The 19,562-nt window shown below is 60.8% G+C and carries 12 protein-coding genes and 1 pseudogene; 10 read left to right on the top strand and 3 right to left on the bottom strand.

Translation table 11 applies throughout. From position 1 onward, the window contains the following. Window positions 1-225: 225 nt before the first annotated feature. The 7 genes and pseudogenes from AABM54_RS19930 to AABM54_RS19960 all read left to right on the top strand — a co-directional run bounded on the left by AABM54_RS19930 (window position 226) and on the right by AABM54_RS19960 (window position 15,138). A complete protein-coding gene (locus AABM54_RS19930; protein WP_347901701.1) occupies window positions 226-3,360 on the top strand; it encodes a SpvB/TcaC N-terminal domain-containing protein in 3,135 nt (1,044 codons plus the stop codon). Window position 3,361: 1 nt separating this feature from the next. Next, complete coding sequence (locus tag AABM54_RS19935) at window positions 3,362-4,759, top strand: hypothetical protein (RefSeq protein ID WP_347901702.1); 1,398 nt, start codon at window positions 3,362-3,364, stop codon at window positions 4,757-4,759. Next, window positions 4,756-7,506, top strand: a complete 2,751-nt coding sequence (locus tag AABM54_RS19940; RefSeq protein ID WP_347901703.1) for an RHS repeat-associated core domain-containing protein — start codon at window positions 4,756-4,758, stop codon at window positions 7,504-7,506. The genes AABM54_RS19935 and AABM54_RS19940 overlap by 4 nt, the downstream gene beginning before the upstream one ends. A 79-nt stretch (window positions 7,507-7,585) precedes the next feature. Beyond that, entirely contained in the window at window positions 7,586-10,339 is a 2,754-nt protein-coding gene (locus AABM54_RS19945; RefSeq protein WP_347901705.1) for an RHS repeat-associated core domain-containing protein, read from the top strand. Between the two features lie 80 nt (window positions 10,340-10,419). Further along, entirely contained in the window at window positions 10,420-12,195 is a 1,776-nt protein-coding gene (locus AABM54_RS19950; protein WP_347901706.1) for an ATP-binding protein, read from the top strand. Further along, on the top strand, window positions 12,180-13,505 hold the full coding sequence (locus AABM54_RS19955) for a sigma-54 dependent transcriptional regulator (RefSeq protein WP_347901707.1): 1,326 nt from the start codon (window positions 12,180-12,182) through the stop codon (window positions 13,503-13,505). Before AABM54_RS19950 ends, AABM54_RS19955 begins: the two co-directional genes overlap by 16 nt. Window positions 13,506-13,817: 312 nt before the next feature. Then, window positions 13,818-15,138 (top strand): annotated as a pseudogene (locus AABM54_RS19960) (MFS transporter). A 170-nt stretch (window positions 15,139-15,308) separates the two neighbouring features. Here AABM54_RS19960 and AABM54_RS19965 read toward each other — a convergent pair. Beyond that, the gene (locus tag AABM54_RS19965; RefSeq protein ID WP_347901708.1) at window positions 15,309-16,064 is read right to left on the bottom strand and encodes a hypothetical protein; all 756 of its coding nucleotides are present in this window, start codon (window positions 16,062-16,064) and stop codon (window positions 15,309-15,311) included. A gap of 380 nt (window positions 16,065-16,444) precedes the next feature. On the opposite strand from AABM54_RS19965, the gene AABM54_RS19970 reads away from it, so the two are divergent. Together AABM54_RS19970 and AABM54_RS19975 are read left to right on the top strand one after the other, a co-directional pair. Beyond that, window positions 16,445-16,780 carry a hypothetical protein gene (locus AABM54_RS19970; protein ID WP_347901709.1) on the top strand — a complete coding sequence of 112 codons (336 nt, stop codon included), beginning with the start codon at window positions 16,445-16,447 and terminating at the stop codon, window positions 16,778-16,780. Between the two features lie 139 nt (window positions 16,781-16,919). Then, complete coding sequence (locus AABM54_RS19975) at window positions 16,920-17,552, top strand: flavin reductase family protein (protein WP_347901710.1); 633 nt, start codon at window positions 16,920-16,922, stop codon at window positions 17,550-17,552. A 9-nt stretch (window positions 17,553-17,561) separates the two neighbouring features. On the opposite strand, the gene AABM54_RS19980 is transcribed toward AABM54_RS19975, so the two are convergent. Both AABM54_RS19980 and AABM54_RS19985 read right to left on the bottom strand, forming a co-directional pair. Then, window positions 17,562-17,825: a hypothetical protein gene (locus AABM54_RS19980; protein ID WP_347901711.1), complete on the bottom strand. Its 264-nt coding sequence runs from the start codon at window positions 17,823-17,825 to the stop codon at window positions 17,562-17,564. Between the two features lie 8 nt (window positions 17,826-17,833). Further along, window positions 17,834-18,199: an antibiotic biosynthesis monooxygenase family protein gene (locus AABM54_RS19985; RefSeq protein WP_347901712.1), complete on the bottom strand. Its 366-nt coding sequence runs from the start codon at window positions 18,197-18,199 to the stop codon at window positions 17,834-17,836. 336 nt (window positions 18,200-18,535) lie between these two features. Here AABM54_RS19985 and AABM54_RS19990 point away from each other — a divergent pair, with 336 nt between their 5' ends. After that, window positions 18,536-19,459, top strand: coding sequence for an AraC family transcriptional regulator (locus tag AABM54_RS19990; RefSeq protein WP_347901713.1), 924 nt, complete (start codon window positions 18,536-18,538; stop codon window positions 19,457-19,459). The last annotated feature ends 103 nt before the right edge of the window (window positions 19,460-19,562 follow it).

Consider the following 19,562-nt stretch of genomic DNA (forward strand, 5'->3'; position numbering starts at 1 on the left):
TTTTTTTTTGCCTGCGGTTTCATGGCGACTGTTTAACAATCTGCGATAAGAACAGTCTTTATCAGGCTTATTTGTTCTAAAAATCCCCCTCCCACCTGTCAGATCTGACAGGTTACGTGCCCCTTGCGAGTTGATAGCGTGACCCCTGTCCGCCGTGCGTCCTGGCGGGCATCGTGGGTCACCGATTAGCGCCGCCCGCCCACAGGGCTGGAACAGGAACCGCACATGGAAGATCAGGCATCCCAAAGCATTACCCCACCGTCCATTGCCAAGAGTGCGTCGATTACCACGCTCGGCAAAAGCTGGGGTGCGGTCGGTACCAGCGGCAAGGCGTCCTTCGAACTGCCTTTGCCAATTACGCCGGGGCGTGGCTTTGCTCCAGCACTGGGGTTGAGCTACGACAGCCAGGCGGGTAATGGGCCGTTCGGTTTTGGCTGGCGTTTGAGCGTCAATGCCATTACCCGCCAGACCAGCAAGGGTGTGCCCCGCTATCTCGCCGACGATGTGATGATCGGGCCCGGTGGCGATGAATGGATGCCGGAACGGGATGACAAAGGGCAGATCCAGTCCCGCCCCGAAGACCGCTATAAGGGCGAACCCGTTGGCAAACATTCAGTGGTGCGCTACTGGCCCCGGGTCGAAGGCGCCTTCGGCCTGATCGAGCTTTGGCAATCGAGCACCAAACTTGCCCAGCCACCGTTCTGGCTGGTGCACGGGGCCGACGGCAGTTTGCACATTTACGGCAAGACCGAGGCGACGCGACGCGCCGACCCGCAAGATGCCTTGCGGGTCGGGGCCTGGCTGCTGCTCGAAAGCATGAACGCCCATGGCGAACACATCGTCTTCGAGTACAAGCCCGACGACGCAACACCCTCTCCCGGCCAGCCTCACGACTTCAGCGCCCAGCGTTACCTGAGCCGTGTGCTGTACGGTAACGCCCAGGCCAGCGAACATTTATATGCCTGGACTCTTGAGAACCCAGCCACGCTGGACTGGCATTTCCATCTGTTATTCGACTACGGCGAGCGGACCCTGGACTGGAGCGAGAAGCCGGTCTACGGCGAACCGTTCCCGGACCCGAGCGACCCGACGGGTGAATGGCTCACCCGTCGTGACCCGTTCTTTACCTATGGCTACGGCTTTGAATTGAGCACCCGGCGCCTCTGTCAGCAGGTCCTGATGTTTCACCATTTTCCCAAGGAGCTGGGGCCAACGCCTGCGCTGGTCAAACGCCTGTTGCTGGAGTACCTGCCGGAACCCGCGTTCTACAGCCAACTGCAAGCGGCGCACTATCAGGCCTATGACGCCAGCGGTACGGCAGAAAACATGCCGCCCATGGAGTTCGACTACTCGCCGTTCGACCTCAATACCCAGTCAGCACCGTTTTTCCCCTTCGAACACATGCCCGGCATCCAGGATGAGCAATACCACCAGTGCGTCGACCTGTACGGCGAAGGCGTTCCGGGGTTTCTCTGCCGGTACGACCAGAGCTGGTATTACCGCGAGCCGGTACGCGGGGCCAATGCCCCCGATGACATCAGCTACAGCCCGTGGCAGGCGCTGCCGACCATTCCCGTCGCCGATGGCAACAGAACAATCAAGCAGTCGCTCACCGACTTGACCGGTGACGGCTATCTGGACTGGATCGTCGCCCAACCCTCCATCAGCGGGTTCTACACCCTGAACCCGGACCGCAGTTGGTCGCCGTTCAGTGAGTTCAGCTCATTTCCTTTGGAGTTCTTCAACGTCCTCGCGCAATTTGGCGACCTGACGGGGAGCGGCCTGCACTCGCTGGCGCTGATCGGTCCCAAAAGCGTGCGCCTGTATGGCAGCCTTCGCGAGGACGGTTTCGCGCCCGCACAGGACATTCCCCACCTGCCGGCCGACGACAATCTGCCGCTGTTCAGCAACTCGCGCAGCGAACTGGTGTTTCTGGGCCACATGCTGAGCAGTGACTTGCCGGACTTGTGCCGCATCCGCCACGACGAAATCAAATGCTGGCCAAACCTGGGCCACGGGCGTTTCGGCAAGGGTGTCGTCATGAGCGCCCTGCCCTTCGACTACGCACAGTTCGACTCAGCGCGGGTGCGAATCGCCGACCTGGACGGCTCTGGTGCCCCGGCGCTGATTTACCTCAACTCGGATCACTTCGAGATCTACCTCAATCGCGGCGGCAATCGGCTGGAGCAGGCACCGATCCGCGTAGCGTGGCCCGAGGGCATTCGCTACGACACCCTGAGCCAGGTCAGCTTCGCCGACCTGCAAGGGCTTGGGTGTGCCAGCCTGATCCTGACCGTGCCGCATATGTCGCCACGGCACTGGCGTTACGACTTTGTCGGAACAAGACCCTACGCACTGGTCGCGTCCAATAACAACATGGGCTGCTCCGCGACCGTTCGCTACCGCAGTTCGGCGCAGGAATGGCTGGACGAAAAACGCCAAGGGTCCACACCTGAAAAACCGTTGCCCAGTTACCTGCCTTTCCCTGTGCAAGTGGTCAGCCGGCAAACCCAACTCGACGAAATCACCGGCAATTGCCTGACTCAGCGCTTCACCTATTTTCAGGGCTACTACGACAGCCATGACCGCGAGTTTCGCGGCTTCGGCCTGCTGCATCAAACCGACAGCGAAACCAGCCCCGACGCAGGCGAAACCGGTTTTACCGCACCCGCCCTGACACGCACCTGGTTCCATACGGGCCGCTTGGTGGACCTGCCTCGCGATGACTTTTACAACCGCGATGACCAGGCCCACCCGTTGGGCACTACGCTGATCTGTCGTTACCACGCGAACGACTGTGCCGATCAAGTGTTTGAGCCCACGGATGAAGACACCCTGCACGAAATCGCCCGGAGCCTGAGCGGTTCGGTGCTACGTGTGGAAGTGTTTGCCGCTGAAGATGAGCCCGCCACGGCAGTGCCATACGCGGTGGAACAATCGCGCTACCTTGTGCGTGAACTTCGGCCCATGGCACCTCACCATCCTCACGCAATCGTCCTGCCGCTGCTGGCCGAGAAAATCAGCTACCAGTACGAACGCTTCGCCGACGACCCGCTGTGCCAACATGACGTCACCCTGCTGTGGGATCGGTTTGGTATCCCCACCCACTCGTTCACCGTCAGTTATGCCCGGCGAAAAATCGACACCGATGAGCCCCCGTTTGAAGACGCCGATCAGGTGCAATGGTGGCGCGACGCGCATGATGACGCTCAACAGAGCTATTACCTGAGTGAGGCTCGCGCTGAACTCATTCACCGCGACGATGTGCAAGGCTGGCGGCTGGGTCTGCCCTGGCGTCAACGTACCAACGCACTGGTACTGCCCAAGGGATCGCTGCCTTCGGGGCTCAAGGGCCGATGAGGTGTCGTACGAGTGCTTCAGCCAGTTTCAGGCATCGGCCGAATGGAACGCCCAGCGATTGTTGAGCCAGCTATCGCGCCAGCGCTACCTGAGCACAGTCGATGGCAGCCTGCTGCCGGACGCACATGCACATTTCGAGGCGCTGACCGGCCCACTGGAGCTGGCCGAACTGGACAAGACCGCACTGGCGGCCTACGACAGCCTGCCGCCGCCGTTCAATATCAGGGAGGAGCTTCGAAAAATCGAATTCCACCCCATGGCACTGTTTCTCGACGATGACGAAGAGGAAGACCTGAAGGAAAACCTGTGGTCGGGGCTAAACGGTTTTACCCAGTACGCGAAGCTTGACGGTTTCTACAAAGTGCAGGCCTTCAACGCCACCGTCAGCCACGGCCTGACGCGTGTCACCTACGACGACTACCATCTGCTGACCACCGCCGTCACGTTGCCGGATGGCTGTACCACCCGCGCCGAATGCGACTACCACGCCCTGGCGCCCGAACGTGTCATCGATGCCAACGACAATACTCAGGAGGCTCTTTACGAACCTTCCGGCCACCCCCTCGCGACCAGTTTCTTCGGCACGGAAAACGGCGCGGACATCGGTTTCAAACCCCTCAGCGAACATCAACGCCCTGATGATCCAAGCCCAGGCGCTGCCATCGACAACCCCATCGACGCCTTGGATAAAGCCGCCAGCGTCTTGCGCAAGGATTTGCACAGTTGGATGGGTACACTCGGTGGTTCGGCGTCGCCATGCCCCGATAGTCAGGCCCAATGGATCGCCCAGGGTTACGTGCTGCCGACGCTGCATATTCGCGCCTCTGCGCGCCAACGCCTGACCCGGCTCAAGGCCAGGACCGCCGCCGAACAAACGCTGCTGGAGCTGATCCGCAGTACACCGCGTGAACCGGTGCACAGCCTGGTGCTGACCGCCGATGACTACCCTGAAGCCGAGAACGGCCAACAGATTCAGATGCAACTGACCTGCATCGACGGCTTTGGTCGCACCCTGCAAACCAAGCAATTGGTTGAACCGGGAATGGCCTACGTCGTCAACGCAAGCGGCGAACTTGAACTGGACCCGCAGACCGGCAAACCGAAGGAAAGCCACGCTGCCCTGCGCTGGCGGGTCAGCGAACGGGTCGAGTACAACAACAAGGGCCTCGCGGTGCGGGTGTATCGCCCTTACTTTGCCAATGCTTACCGCTACATCAACGACCAGTCGTTCAGCCAGTTCGGCTATCACGACCAGCAGTTTTACGATCCATTGGGCCGGCCCGTCCAGGTCATCAGCGCCAAAGGCTATGTGTCCCGCGAGAGCCACCATCCCTGGTATCAGACCAGCGAAGACTTCAACGACACCTATGAGCCGGTCCCGGACGAGCACCTTTTATGAACCTTCAGGTGCATCGCAACACCCCGACCCTAAAAGTCAACGACAGTCGGGGTTTGGCGGTCCGGCAAGTCGACTACTTGCGCACGGGGATCGAAACCCCAGCCCTGGCGCTGATCAGCCGACAAGTCCATGACGCCTTGGGGCGACTGATCGCGCAATGGGACCCGCGACTGTTTGGCGTGGCGCCCAAACCCAATGTATCCACGGCCTATGGGTTGTCCGGCCATGCCGTTTGGTTCGACAGCGTCGACGCGGGGTGGCGTTTGAACCTGATCGGGGTCGCAGGACAGTCGTTGCGCCGCTGGGATGCACGCGGTTGTCACTGGCAAACCGATTACGACAACCAGTTACGGGTCGTCGCCGTTCATGAACAACCGCCCGAACAACCGCAAACCATCGTTGAGTACGTCGAGTACGCAGGTAACCTGGCCGACCCGGCCCATAACCTGCGCGGGCAGAAGATTGCACAGGACGATCCTTCCGGCTCGCTGGTTTTCCCAAGCTTCAGCCTGCTGGGTATACCGCTACGTGAAACCCGGACCTTTCTCGATGGCATGGCCTGCACGACCTCATGGCGTTACAACGCCAAAGGGGCGGTGCTGACCCAGACCGATGCCGCTGGCCACCGGCAGCACACAGGGTTCGACCTCGCCGGTCAGCTCAAGCACGTTTTTCTGCAACTCAAGGATGAAAGCGACCCGCAGCCCCTCTATCAGCACCTGACGTACAACGCGTTTGGCCAACTCGACACGCAACGGGCGGGAAACGGCGTTGTCAGCACCTGGGGCCATGACCCCGCGGACGGTCGTCTGACGAGCCTGAAAGCCGGCATCCCCGGTCAGGCCTTGCGGCAAGACCTCGGCTACGTCTATGACCGAACGGGCAACGTGCTGCGCATTGAGGATCACACCCTTTCACCGGTGTTTTTTGCCAACCAACGGACCGACGGTCACCGTGACTTCATCTATGACTCGTTGTACCGGCTGACCGGCGCCAGCGGTTTCGAAGGCGAAACACCTCATCTTCAACCCGGTTTGCCCGAGCTGATCAAACCCGAGGATTGCGGTCGACGCTTCAACTACACCCAGCAATACGACTACGACCCGGGCGGCAACCTCACCCGGTTGCGCCACGTTCGCGACGGCCATTGTTACACCCGCTGCCTGCGCATCGCCCCCCACAGTAATCGTGGCCTGGCGTGGCAGACAGGCGACCCGGACCCCGACTTTTCCAGGGGCTTCGATGCCCACGGCAATCAAGGCCTGTTACAGGCTGGCCAGCCTCTTGGCTGGAACCACCGCGATCAGTTGAACAACGTCACCCTGATCCAGCGCGACAGCGGTGCCAGTGATGAGGAAACCTATGCCTACAGCCAGGGTGTGCGGGTCCACAAGCGGTTGATACGACAGGCGCGCGCCCTCAGCCACATCGACGATGTTCGCTACTTGCCGGGGCTGGAGATCCGCACCCGGGACGACAGCCAGGAACTGCACGTCATTACCCTGGCAGGTGGCCATGGCAGTGTTCGTTGCCTGTACTGGGCCAAGGGCAAACCTGACGGAATCGACGCCCATCAACTGCGTTACAGCCTCGACGATCACCTGGGCTCCAGCAGCCTTGAACTGGACCGCAACGGCGCGCTGATCAGCCGGGAGGTTTACTACCCGTTCGGCGGCAGTTGTTGGTGGGCGGCGCGCTCGGCCGTGGAAGCCGATTACAAGACCGTGCGCTACTCGGGCAAGGAAATGGATATCAGCGGGCTGTATTACTACGGGCAGCGCTACTACGCGCCGTGGTTACAGCGCTGGGTCAGCGCGGACCCGGCGGGGGATGTGGATGGGTTGAACCTGTATGCGATGGTGGGGAATAACCCGATGCTGTACGTCGACAGGAATGGAGACATAAGGCACGTCGCCGAGGCCTTGAACACCGTAGCGCAAGGTGCAACGACTGCCGCCAACATTGCAGGGGATTTGCACAACGCGGCATCAACTTTTGATGCGCTCGTTCCAGACAACGCCTTTACGGCTGAAGAAAACAAAGCCATGACTTTCTGGAAGTTCGCGCGCTCCAAAAGTGGCAGGGCTTCCTTTAAATGGGGCGCGGGCATCGGTCTTGCCATCGGTGGTGCGGTCGGGACTGTTTTCGGCCCGGGCTGGGGCAATCTGACGGGGAGTTTGATCGGCGCAGTGGTCGGGGGCGCAGTCGGGGTCGGTATCCGCTACTTAACCTATAAGCACAATTTCAAAGCCGGGCAATACACCGAAGCAATTCAAACAGTCTCCCGCGACGTCGCCAATGCTGCCAATGACGTGGCCAATGGCAAGGTTCCAGAGATGGTGAGCAATGCGCTGGACGAGTTGATTCCCAAGGACATCCAGTTTGCATTGAATGCGATGACACGTGCCGAGCGTCTGGATCTATCCAGGTTCGATCCGAAAGACCCCATTTACCTTGAAAAGTTGATCGCTGTGACCGAAAGAGCAGAACAAGCGGCGCGTCAGAAAGCTGATGAAATTATGGCTGACAATGGACTTGAGGGCTTTGCCGAGCGAATCAGGGAGCTGACTGATAAGGCTGCCGCTCTGCCCGATAAAGCCTCGGAACTTATGAGTGAATCAGGCGACTTGATTCCCGACGGCTTTCTCAACCAAGGTGCTGCGCAGACCCAAGCACTGGCGTCCGCTCTTGATCCGCGCGCCACTGTAAAACCCAGAACCCGCAGAACGCTCGAAACCTCAGTGTGAAACATCACACCCACCAGGAACCCGCCCAACACGATTACCGGGCGTATTTGAATAACGCGGCCTAACCCGAGCAGTCCCGATGACGCCGACCCTTGATTTGCATACCCCCACATTGCGGATCAACGACGGCCGCGGCCTGCCCGTTCGCCACGTCGCGTATTGGCGCAACGCTGCGGGTGCGACGGCACAGGCACTGCCCACCCGGCAAGTCCACGACGCCCTCGGCCGGTTGATCGAACAATGGGACCCGCGCCTGTACGGCTCTGCACCCAAACCCAATGTGGCCAGCGTCTATCGGTTGTCCGGTACCGCGCTGCGGGTCGACAGTGTCGACGCCGGCCAGCGCCTGAGCCTGGCCGGCATTGCTCATCAGGAACTGCAACGCTGGGACGCACGCGGCACCCATTGGCAAACCGACTATGACGATCAACTGCGTATCGTCGCCGTGCACCAGCGCCCCACCGGACAAGCGCCTGACACCCTTGAGCGCCTGACCTACGCCGATCACTCGGCCGACCCGGCGTTCAATCGACGTGGGCAACTGATCCGTCTGGTCGAGCCTTCCGGCGAGCTGAACATCAACCGTTTCAGCCTGCACGGCCAGCGTCTCGAAGAAACGCGCACCTTTGCCGATGGCCCGGTATTCACCAGCCTCTGGCAATACAGCGCCACCGCCCGATTACTCGTGCAAACCGATGCCGCGGGACACCGGCAAATCAGCCGATTCAATGTCGCCGGGCAGCTCAAGGCCATCAGCCTGCACCTCAAGGAGGCCAGCGCGCCGCAAAACATTGTCAGCACGCTGGAGTACAACGCCTTCAATCAAGTCGAGTCGAAAATCACCGGCAACGGTGTATTCAGCCACTGGACCTACAACCCCGCCGATGGACGCCTCAGTGCGCTTAAATCCGGCGTTGCGGGGGAAAGCCTTCAGCAGAACCTCAGCTACGTCTACGACCCCGTGGGCAATGTGCTGCACATCGACGACCACACCCTGCCCCCGGTGTTTTTCGCCAACCAGCGCATCGACGGCCATCGCAGCTTCATCTACGACTCCCTGTATCAACTGATCAGCGCCAGCGGTTTCGAAGGTGAAACACCTCATCTGCTGCCCGGTTTGCCTGAGCTGAACACGCCTGCAGATCCAGGCCCCCGCTTCAACTACAGCCAACATTACGACTACGACCTGGGCGGCAACCTGATCCGGTTGCGTCATGTTCGCGACGGCCATTGCTACACCCAAAGCCTGCGCATCGCGCCCCACAGCAATCGCGGCCTGCCCTGGAAGGAAGGCGACCCCGACCCGGGGTTCGACGACGCCTTCGATGCCCATGGCAACCTGCAAGCGCTGAACAACCACCAACCGTTGCGCTGGAATACTCAGGATCAACTGGCCGGTGTCACGCTGATCCGCCGCAAAACGGGCCTCGACGACGAGGAAACCTACGCCTACAGCCAAGGCGCCCGGGTTTTCAAACATCAGGTGAGCCAGGCCAAAAGCGTCAGCCACAGCCGTGCTGTCCGTTACTTGCCGGGGCTGGAAATCCGCACCCTCGACGACCGCGAAGAACTGCACGTCATCACCCTGCCCGGCAGCGTGCGTTGCCTGCACTGGGTCAAGGGCCAGCCCGTGGGTATCGACAAAACCCAACTGCGCTACAGCCTCGACGATCACCTGGGTTCCAGCAGCCTTGAACTGGGCGAACACGGCGAACGGATCAGCCACGAGGTTTACTACCCTTTCGGCGGCACGGCGTGGTGGGCGGCGCGTTCGGCGGTAGACGCGGACTACAAGACGGTTCGTTACTCAGGCAAGGAAATGGACGCCAGTGGGTTGTATTACTACGGATTGCGTTACTACGCGCCGTGGTTGCAGCGCTGGATCAATCCTGACCCTGGGGGCGATGTGGATGGGCTGAATCTGTATGCGATGGTGGGGAACAACCCCGTCACGTACCTGGACCTGGATGGGGGGATACGGTTACAGGGTGGGGTGACGGCACAGATCAAAGCGACCTTCGCCAACGGCGACCCGGACATGCTCTTCGATTTGAAAATCCACCGTCACCTGGAAATACTAAGCCTGGTGAAACTGCGAAATCGTGACGCCGGGCAGCAGATACTCAATCACCGATCTTCCACCGAACATGCCCTTTCCACCACACGCAGAACCGGCACACTTCTCCTCAAGTTCGGCGCAGTCGAACTGGTCTCAACCGGCGTGGGTGCAGCATTGGGTGCGCCTGGCGGGCCACCACTGATGGCAATCACTGCTGCCGCCGGATTCATCGCAGGCAAGGCAGTCAAAAAGGCAGTGGGCTATGGCGCAGAGAAAACCGGCACCAGCGCGTCAGTCAGTTTGAATACCCGACTCATGGCCCCTGACAACATCACCCGCGAAGTCTTCGCCAAGGCCTCCGGAACAGAGGCTCGATTCAATCATCTGAAACAGACACTCAACCCCACCACGGCTCATGGACAAAAAAACCTGAAGGCCACCGGAGCACGTGCAGCTCTGGGAAGCGTTCCCCTGCTGGGCCCAGGGCTTAAGACCATCCCCAACCTCATTGAAGTCCTCCATGAGGTCGATGAGGCGGGAACGCCACTGTCGGCGGAGCAAGTCCAGGAACTGGATAACCACCTCGTCAACCTGGCCACGACCCTGGATCGCGGGATGACGAACCTGCAATCCCGATTTACCGAACTGGGCCGAGACGAAGCCCTTGGCTATACACCACAACGGCTTCGGGAGAAAACCAACAAGGTCATCAATCAATTGAAGGACACGCGGACCGTACTCCACTCGCGTTCCTCCCGGTTCACGGCGGTCTAGGCAAAATCATCTCAAAGGCACGTACGCGATCCTGCTGCATGCTATGGTGCCTGCCCGAACACTCACCTGTTTTCTACAGCATGCTGCCAACTTCTCGTACCTTGCGTCTGACGTTGTATACGTTGCTGATCCTCGCCGGTGCGGCTATTGCCGCCACCCTGGCCATGCGTCATACCGAGCGCCAGTCGCTGGTGGACGACGCCGCCCGCGCCAATCAGCAACTGGCGCTGTACGCCAACTCCCTGCATACGCTGATCGAACGCTACCGCGCCCTGCCCGCCGTGCTGGCGCTGGACCCGGAACTGCGTTCGGCCCTGGCAGGTTCAGTCAGTGCGGATCAGCAAGACCTGCTCAACCACAAGCTCGAGAAGATCAACGGCGCCGCCCAGTCTTCCACGCTGGAACTGCTGGACCACACCGGGCTGGCCGTCGCCGCCAGCAACTGGCGTCTGCCCAGCAGTTACGTCGGCCACAACTACGGTTTCCGCCCTTACTTCCGCCAGACTCGCAGCCAGGGCACCGGGCGTTTTTACGCGGTGGGCGTGACCAGCGGGATTCCCGGCTACTTCCTCTCAAGCGCCGTGACCGGTGACAACGGTGAGTTCCGCGGTGCCATGGTGGTCAAGCTCGAATTTCCGGAACTGGAACGCGAATGGCGCCAGGGCAGCGACACCCTGCTGGTGAGTGACGCTCGTGGCATCATCTTCATTGCCAATCAGCCGGGGTGGCGCTATCGGCTGCTGAGCGCACTCTCGGACACCGATCGCGCCGAACTCAAACTGACCCGCCAGTACGACAAGCAACCGCTGACACCGCTGGACCATCAACCCATTCGGCACTTTGACGACAACAGCTATCTGGCCCGCGTCAACGGCCCCGACGGATCGGCCGAGTACCTCTGGGAATCCCTGCCCCTGAGTACCGAAGGCTGGACCTTGCACCTGCTGCGTCGCCCGCAGGTGGCCTTTGAAGATCTGCGTAACGCCGGGCTGGCCGCTGCCGGGCTGTGGCTGACGCTGGTATTTTTGCTGTTATTCCTCAACCAGCGCTGGCGTCTGGCCAAACTCCGTCAACGCAGCCGCGAAGAGCTGGAGCGCCTGGTCGATGAACGCACCCGCGACCTGCGCACCGCCCAGGACGGCCTCGTGCAATCGGCCAAACTGGCGGCACTGGGGCAGATGTCCGCGGCCCTGGCCCATGAAATCAACCAGCCACTGACCGCCCAGCGCATGCAACTGGCGACGTTGCGCCTGCTGCTCGATCATGGCCGCGTCGACGATGCCTACAAGGCGCTCAAACCGGTGGACGACATGCTGACTCGCATGGCTGCCCTCACCGGCCATCTCAAGACCTTCGCGCGCAAAAGCCCCAGCGGCTTGCGCGAGCGCCTGGACCTGGCGGCCGTGGTCGACCAGTCCCTGCAATTGCTCGACGCGCGCTTTCGCGACGAACACATTGGCTGCGTGCTCGACCTGACTCGCCCGGCGTGGGTGCGCGGCGATGCAATCCGTCTCGAACAGGTGTTGATCAACCTGCTGCGCAATGCCCTCGACGCCATGCGCGACAAACCACTCAAGCGCCTGGAAATCCGCCTCAAGGCCGATCAGCAGCTCTGGTGCCTGACCGTTGCCGACAGCGGCGGCGGTATTGCCGAGCAGGATTTGCCGAATGTCTTCGACCCCTTCTTCACCACCAAACCCGTGGGCGATGGCCTGGGCCTCGGGTTGGCGGTGTCCTTCGCGATTGTTCATGAACTCGGTGGTCGCTTGATCGCTGGCAACCAGGGTGAGGGCGCGCTGTTTACCCTCACCCTGCCGATCGACCTGGAGGCGCACATTCAATGCTCAACTCAGTAATCGTCGTCGACGACGAAGCGAGCATTCGCAGCGCGGTCAAGCAATGGCTGAGCCTGTCGGGGTTTGACGTGCAGTTGTTCAGCCGCGCCGAGGACTGCCTGGCGCAGTTGCCGGCGCATTTCCCCGGGGTGGTTCTCAGCGACGTGCGCATGCCAGGCATGAGCGGCCTGGAACTGCTGGCCCGGCTGCAACAACTGGACGTCGAACTGCCGGTGATCCTGCTGACAGGCCACGGCGATGTGCCGATGGCCGTCGAAGCGATGCGTGACGGGGCCTACGATTTTCTGGAAAAACCCTTCAGCCCCGAGACGCTGCTAAGCAGCTTGCGCCGGGCGCTGGACAAGCGGCGCCTGGTGCTGGAAAACCGCGCGCTGCATGAACAGGCCGACAACCGCAGCAAACTCGAGGCCAGCCTGCTGGGTGTGTCCCGAGGGTTGCAGACCTTGCGCCGACAAGTGCTGGACCTCGCCGCCTTACCGGTGAACGTGCTGATTCGCGGCGAAACCGGCAGCGGCAAGGAACTCGTCGCCCGCTGCCTGCACGACTTCGGCCCGCGCGCCGACAAACCCTTCGTGGCCCTGAACTGCGCGGCCATCCCCGAGCAGTTGTTCGAGGCGGAACTGTTCGGCCATGAAAGCGGTGCCTTCACGGGCGCACAGGGCAAACGCATCGGCAAGCTTGAATACGCTGACGGTGGCACGCTGTTCCTCGATGAGATCGAAAGCATGCCGCTGGCCCAGCAAGTCAAACTGCTGCGGGTGCTACAGGAACAGAAACTCGAACGCCTGGGCTCCAACCAGAGCATTCATGTGGACCTGCGCATTATTGCGGCGACCAAACCCGACCTGCTGGATGAAGCCCGCGCGGGACGTTTTCGCGAAGACCTGGCCTATCGGCTGAACGTCGCGGAGTTGCGTTTACCACCGTTGCGCGAGCGACGTGAAGACATTCCGTTGCTGTACGAACACTTCGCTCACACCGCCGCCGAGCGACTGGGGCGCAGTGTTGCACCGCTGAGCGGGCCGCACTTGAGCCGTTTGCTGAGTCACGACTGGCCGGGCAATGTGCGCGAACTGGCGAACGTCGCCGAGCGTCAGGTGCTGGGGCTGGGTGAGCCGGAACCGGTCGGCCTCGAACCCGGCCAATCCCTCGCCGCCCAGCAGGAAGCCTTCGAGGCCCAGTGCCTGCGCGCCGCGCTGACCCGGCACAAAGGCGACATCAAAGCCGTGCTCGAAGAACTGCAACTGCCGCGCCGCACCTTCAATGAAAAGATGCAGCGCCATGGATTGAATCGAGAGATGTTCCTGTAGTGTCTGAGCCGGCCTCTTCGCGGGCACGCCCGCTCCCGCATTTGATCTCGGGTTTACACAAATCATGAGTTCGCCATAGAACCACTGTGGAAGCGGGCTTGCTCGCGAAGAGGCCCACACAGGCGAAGCCAATTCATGAGCCGAATAAGCAATTTTCCGCTCACAGCCAATCTTTTATAAGCGGATTTCCGCTCAACAAACCGTCTTACCCCCTCTAAACCGGCCCTCTGCCCGTTGGCACAGCTCCTGCTATAGCCCAAGCAGGCTGCGTTTACTCGCGCTCCACAAAAACAATTAAATGAAGGATCCGTCATGGATAACTCACAATCCCTGCCTCTCGGGTCGGCCGCCGTGCCTGCCAAAGAAAGAACCACGGCCAGCCGCATCAAATCGATCTTCAGCGGTTCTGTCGGCAACATGGTCGAGTGGTACGACTGGTACGTCTACGCCGCCTTCTCCCTGTACTTCGCCAAAGCCTTTTTCCCCAAAGGCGACACCACCGCCCAACTGTTGAACACCGCCGCGATTTTCGCCGTGGGCTTCCTGATGCGCCCGATCGGCGGCTGGCTGATGGGGCTGTATGCCGACCGTGCCGGGCGTAAAGCCGCGTTGATGGCTTCGGTGTATCTGATGTGCTTCGGCTCGCTGATCATCGCGCTGAGCCCGGGTTATGAAACCATCGGCGTCGGTGCACCGGTTCTGCTGGTGTTCGCCCGTTTGCTACAAGGCCTGTCGGTCGGTGGCGAGTACGGCACCTCGGCGACGTACCTGAGCGAGATGGCGACCAAGGAACGTCGCGGTTTCTTCTCCAGCTTCCAGTACGTGACGCTGATTTCCGGCCAGCTCATCGCCCTGGGTGTGCTGATCGTTCTGCAGCAAACCCTGACCACCGAACAACTGTACGACTGGGGCTGGCGCATTCCGTTTGCCATCGGTGCCTTGTGCGCAGTCGTGGCGCTGTACTTGCGTCGCGGGATGGAAGAAACCGAGTCGTTCACCAAGAAAGAAAAGTCCAAAGAAAGCGCCATGCGCACCCTGATGCGTCACCCCAAGGAGTTGATGACCGTGGTCGGCCTGACCATGGGCGGCACCCTGGCGTTCTACACCTACACCACCTACATGCAGAAGTACCTGGTGAACACGGTCGGCATGAGCATCAGCGACTCCACCACCATTTCGGCGGCCACGCTGTTCCTGTTCATGTGCCTGCAACCGATCATCGGTGGCTTGTCGGATAAAGTCGGACGGCGGCCGATCCTGATTGCCTTCGGCATTCTGGGCACGCTGTTCACGGTGCCGATCCTCACGACCCTGCACACCATCCAGACCTGGTGGGGCGCGTTCTTCCTGATCATGGCGGCACTGATCATCGTCAGCGGCTACACCTCGATCAACGCCGTGGTCAAAGCCGAGCTGTTCCCGACCGAAATCCGTGCGCTGGGCGTAGGCCCTGCCGTACGCACTGACCGTGTCGATCTTCGGCGGCACCGCCGAATACATCGCGCTGTGGTTCAAGAGCATCGGCATGGAGACCGGTTACTACTGGTACGTGACGGCGTGCATTGCGGTGTCGTTGCTAGTGTACATCACCATGAAAGACACCCGTAAACACTCGCGGATCGAGACGGACTGACCGCGTTTGGCAGTCACCGCAACGGTGACTGCCAGGGTCCCATCGCCGGAACGCCGCCCGGGCCAAACTCACTCCCACACTGATCGCGTCAACTACAGACTATGTGCCTGACGCCGATTTAATGTGGGAGCGAGCCTGCTCGCGATGACCGCGACTCGGTCTCGAAACGGTCAGGACAACTGCGCAGCCTCACGGCCCCCGTATTTGTTCTGCACGATTGATGCACCGGCAATCATCACCACCAGAATCCCCGCCAACACCAGCGACGAACCAATGGTTCCGAAATCCAGCCCGCCCTTTTCATGGGGTTTGGTCAGGAAGTCGCCCAGGGTCGCGCCGAACGGTCGCGTCAACACGAACGCCAACCAGAACAGCAGCACCGCCGAGATCTTCGTGAAGTACTTGAGCAGTACCACCACGGCGATGGTCGCGCCGATCAGCAATGCGCCACCGGCAAACCCCAGCCCCGAGTCGTCCGCCAGGAAGTCACCCAGCGCGGTGCCCAGGGTGTTGGAGAACAGGATCGCGATCCAGTAGAACATCTCGCCACGAAAGCTCTGGACCTTGTTCACGTTCAGCGATTCGCCGCTCAGGCGCCAGGCCGCAAAGATCGCGATCAGGATGGCGATCAGAATCATCGACCCCGACGCATAGCCCAGGCCCAGCGTACGGTCCATGAAGTCCGACATCGTGGTGCCGGCGGTGCTGGTCGAAAGGATCACGATCCAGTACAGCACCGGGTTGTAGGTTTTGGAAAACAGCTGTGTCACCAGGGTCAGCAAAAACACGCTGATCAGGATCATCGAGCTGATGGCGTAGCCGACATTCAAGGTCATCGACAGCAAATCCCCAGCCGTTTCCCCCAGGGTCGTCGCGCAGATTTTCATGACCCAGAAGGCCAGGGTGATCTGTGGAAGTTTGTTCATTCGGTGCAGTGCTCCAGAGCTCGATTCAAGACGGCCTGTCTTTGAGTTTTTGGCCGACGCGAAGGCTGCCGGGGGCACGGTGAAAATTAGGTAAGGCCAGAATGAAAAATCCGTTTATCCGGGCGCTTCAAGGGCGGGGCGAGATTAATGATCCGTTAATGCCCACGCGACATTCTGCCGGCCTCTGAATCCAGATCGAGGTTTCGTACGTATACAGAATGCAGGCCACCGAGCGGCGTCTGACAACATCTTGCGACGCCGATAACATCGTATAAATCGATTGATTTTAGCATTTATTTGCGCTTTTTAATCAACTTTACAAGCGTAGTATGAACCCCATACCCAACGCACAACACGCAAACGAACCCGGAGTACACATCATGAAAACCAAACTGATCCTCGCCCTGACCCTCTCCGTACTGGCTGCCAACACCTTCGCCGCCGACGGCTTTGAGCGCACCGGTTCCGCTGTCGCGGCCGATGGTTATGACCGTACGGGTTCCGCCACTGTTGCGGCTGATGGCTTCGACCGCACCGGTTCCGCTACCCTCGCCGCTGATGGTTTCGACCGCACCCCACAAGGCCAAACCGTTGCCGAAGGTGGCCGCGATCGCCTGGAAGAAAAAGGTCTGGTTGAAGATGGCTACGACCGCACCGGCTCTGCCACCGTTGCTGCCGACGGCTATGACCGCACTGGCTCGGCATCCCTCAGCTAACACTTGAACGCGGCATCACAGCCCGGCTTCGGCCGGGCTTAGTCGTTTCTGGAGGGCCGGATTTTGCACCCGGTGCCGCTGGAATAAACCGTACCCGCCCGGCACTATTGCACCCATTACCCGCTCTGGAATCTACGCAATGCCCGACGACATCCACTACTACGAACCCGCCCACGGCCACGGCCTGCCCCACGACCCGTTCAATGCCATCGTCGGCCCGCGCCCCATCGGCTGGATTTCCTCGCAGGACAGTGAAGGCCGGCTGAACCTGGCGCCTTACAGCTTTTTCAACGCGTTCAACTACATTCCGCCGATCATCGGGTTCTCAAGCGTTGGCCGCAAAGACAGCCTGAACAACATCGAACAGACCGGCGAATTCGCCTGGAACCTGGCCACCCGCCCGCTGGCCGAGCAGATGAACCAAAGCTGCGCGACGGTTGCGGCCGACATCAATGAATTCGAATTGGCCGGGCTGACGCCTGTCGCCTCGAAAGTCATCCAGGTGCCACGGGTCGCCGAAAGCCCGGTGTCCTTTGAATGCAAGGTCACGCAGATCATTCAGTTGCAACGCGCAGATAAAGAAGTGGTGCCGAGCTGGCTGATCCTCGGCGAAGTGGTCGCCGTGCATATCGCCAAGTGGCTGCTCAAGGACGGGGTGTACGACACCGCCGCGGCAGAACCGATTCTGCGCGGCGGCGGGCCGGCGGATTATTTCCAGTTGGGGCCTGAAGCCCTGTTCAAAATGTTCCGCCCGGGGGCGACCAAGGCCTGAGCCTGATGGTTACCAGACCAGTTCGCCGTCTTCAGTCACGTCGGTCAGTTGCTCGAGTTTCGATTCGGCAGCCTGATCGGCCACCAGGGCAGTCTTGAAGGTCTGGTCATCGAGGATTTTGTGAAACCGCGGGGCGCCTGAACCACCCAGGGCCTTGACGGCAATGGCGGCGCTATAGCCTTCCTCACCGCGCACGGCGGCAGAAACGGCTTCGAACTGTGCAAACTCTTTACGTGCCATGTTGCGGATCCTGGCCAATGGAAAGTCGGCCATTCTAAACCTCAGCTGGCCAACTGCTGCAACGGCGCGGCGTTGAACGGCGGATATTCGCCCTGCGCCTGATGTGCCGACACATCGCTGAAGGTGTGAAAGTCCAGGCTATTGACCACCAGTTCCTGCACCAGCTCGCTGAATACCTCCATCGCCGGGCTGCTGAAGTAGTCCGTCATGGCGCGTTGGTCGGTCCAGAATCCGGACACCAGCCACAGTTCGGGGTCACACAGGGAGTATTGCAAGGCAAAGTGCAGGCAACCGCTGGCCTGGCGCGAAGGTTCGATCAGGCTGCTCAGGCGCGCACCCAACTCCGTTGAACGGCCAGCGCGGGCGCGGACAAACGCCATGTGGCTGACGGGGATTTGCGTGGACATGTTCGACTCTCCCTGGATGTAAACGATCAGCAGCCTCTGAGAGGCTGCGACAGGAACCCAGATTAAGCGCCCCCGTCACGGGCCGTTAGTCGATTCCTGCCGGCTTGTTGCACAATCCTGCCCCCGCACGCCAGTGACGCCAAACCCGAGTTCAACCGGACGCTGCACGTGACAGAGGTGTTTCAAGCAAGTTTCTCCCGCCTCAGCTCATGTTCTTCAGACTGATGGCGGCCCAGGAACAGGATCAGGCAAGTTTTACGCAGGATTTGCCTACCCCCCTGGCTTGCACAAACATAAGCTGTGCCCATCCCATCAGCCTTGCCGAGGATGTTTCCCATGGCGCCTCTGGATCACACCCACACCCCGCTGGACGCCGGCATGGAAAAACACCGGGTGGAACTGGCCGCGATCATTCGCCGCAATACCCACGAGGACGGCAGCTACGCGACCGCCATCGGTTCGTTGTTTCTGTCGCGCCACAGCCAGTCCCACGACTTTGCCCCGGTGCTCGCGCAACCGGCGCTGTGCATCATGGCTCAGGGCCGCAAGGAAGTTCGCCTGGCCGATGAGTTCTTCAACTACGACCCGCTCAACTACCTGGTGGTGTCGGTCTCGATGCCACTCAGTGGTCGGGTGGTGAACGTTTCGCCGGACCACCCGATCCTGGCCTTGCGCCTGGACATCGACCCGGCAGAAATCACCGCGCTGATCGCCGACGCCGGCCCGCTCGGCGTACCCTCGCGACCCGCCGGGCGTGGCCTCTACGTCGAACAACTGGATCAGTCGATGCTCGACGCGGTGTTGCGCCTGGCGCGCCTGCTCGATACGCCGAAAGACATCGCCATGCTCGCGCCCCTGATTCGTCGGGAGATTCTGTATCGTCTGTTGCGCAGCCCGCAGGGCCATCGCTTGTATGAAATCGCCATTGCCAACAGCCAGAGCCATCGCATCAGCCAGGCGATCAGATGGCTCAATGGCAACTTCGAGCTGCCGCTGCGCATTGAAGCATTGGCCAGGGAAGTGAACCTCAGCGTATCGACCCTGCATCACCGCTTCAAGGCGATGACCGCCATGAGCCCCTTGCAATACCAGAAGCAACTGCGCCTGCAAGAGGCGCGGCGCTTGATGCTCGCCGAAGGCATCGACGCCTCGGCGGCCGGTTACCGCGTGGGCTATGAAAGCCCCTCGCAGTTCAGCCGCGAGTACAGCCGACTGTTTGGCGCGCCACCGCTGCGGGATCTGGCGCGATTGCGCTCGTAGTCGCTTGCACGGCGCGAATCACGTGCTTGATCTCCTGAAACGCGGCCAACCCCCATGGCCCCAATTCACGGCCGATGCTGCTCTGATCGCCCGCTGACCATCG

The sequence above is a fragment of the Pseudomonas purpurea genome (genome assembly GCF_039908635.1).
GTDB classification, from domain to species: domain Bacteria; phylum Pseudomonadota; class Gammaproteobacteria; order Pseudomonadales; family Pseudomonadaceae; genus Aquipseudomonas; species Aquipseudomonas purpurea.

Excerpts from the sequence above, each read along its gene's own strand:
- AABM54_RS19930 (WP_347901701.1), top strand. The coding sequence starts at position 226 with ATGGAAGATCAGGCATCCCAAAGCATTACCCCACCGTCCATTGCCAAG.
- AABM54_RS19940 (WP_347901703.1), top strand. The coding sequence starts at position 4,756 with ATGAACCTTCAGGTGCATCGCAACACCCCGACCCTAAAAGTCAACGAC.
- AABM54_RS19945 (WP_347901705.1), top strand. The coding sequence starts at position 7,586 with ATGACGCCGACCCTTGATTTGCATACCCCCACATTGCGGATCAACGAC.
- AABM54_RS19950 (WP_347901706.1), top strand. The coding sequence starts at position 10,420 with ATGCTGCCAACTTCTCGTACCTTGCGTCTGACGTTGTATACGTTGCTG.
- AABM54_RS19955 (WP_347901707.1), top strand. The coding sequence starts at position 12,180 with ATGCTCAACTCAGTAATCGTCGTCGACGACGAAGCGAGCATTCGCAGC.
- AABM54_RS19965 (WP_347901708.1), bottom strand. The coding sequence starts at position 16,064 with ATGAACAAACTTCCACAGATCACCCTGGCCTTCTGGGTCATGAAAATC.
- AABM54_RS19970 (WP_347901709.1), top strand. The coding sequence starts at position 16,445 with ATGAAAACCAAACTGATCCTCGCCCTGACCCTCTCCGTACTGGCTGCC.
- AABM54_RS19975 (WP_347901710.1), top strand. The coding sequence starts at position 16,920 with ATGCCCGACGACATCCACTACTACGAACCCGCCCACGGCCACGGCCTG.
- AABM54_RS19980 (WP_347901711.1), bottom strand. The coding sequence starts at position 17,825 with ATGGCCGACTTTCCATTGGCCAGGATCCGCAACATGGCACGTAAAGAG.
- AABM54_RS19985 (WP_347901712.1), bottom strand. The coding sequence starts at position 18,199 with ATGTCCACGCAAATCCCCGTCAGCCACATGGCGTTTGTCCGCGCCCGC.
- AABM54_RS19990 (WP_347901713.1), top strand. The coding sequence starts at position 18,536 with ATGGCGCCTCTGGATCACACCCACACCCCGCTGGACGCCGGCATGGAA.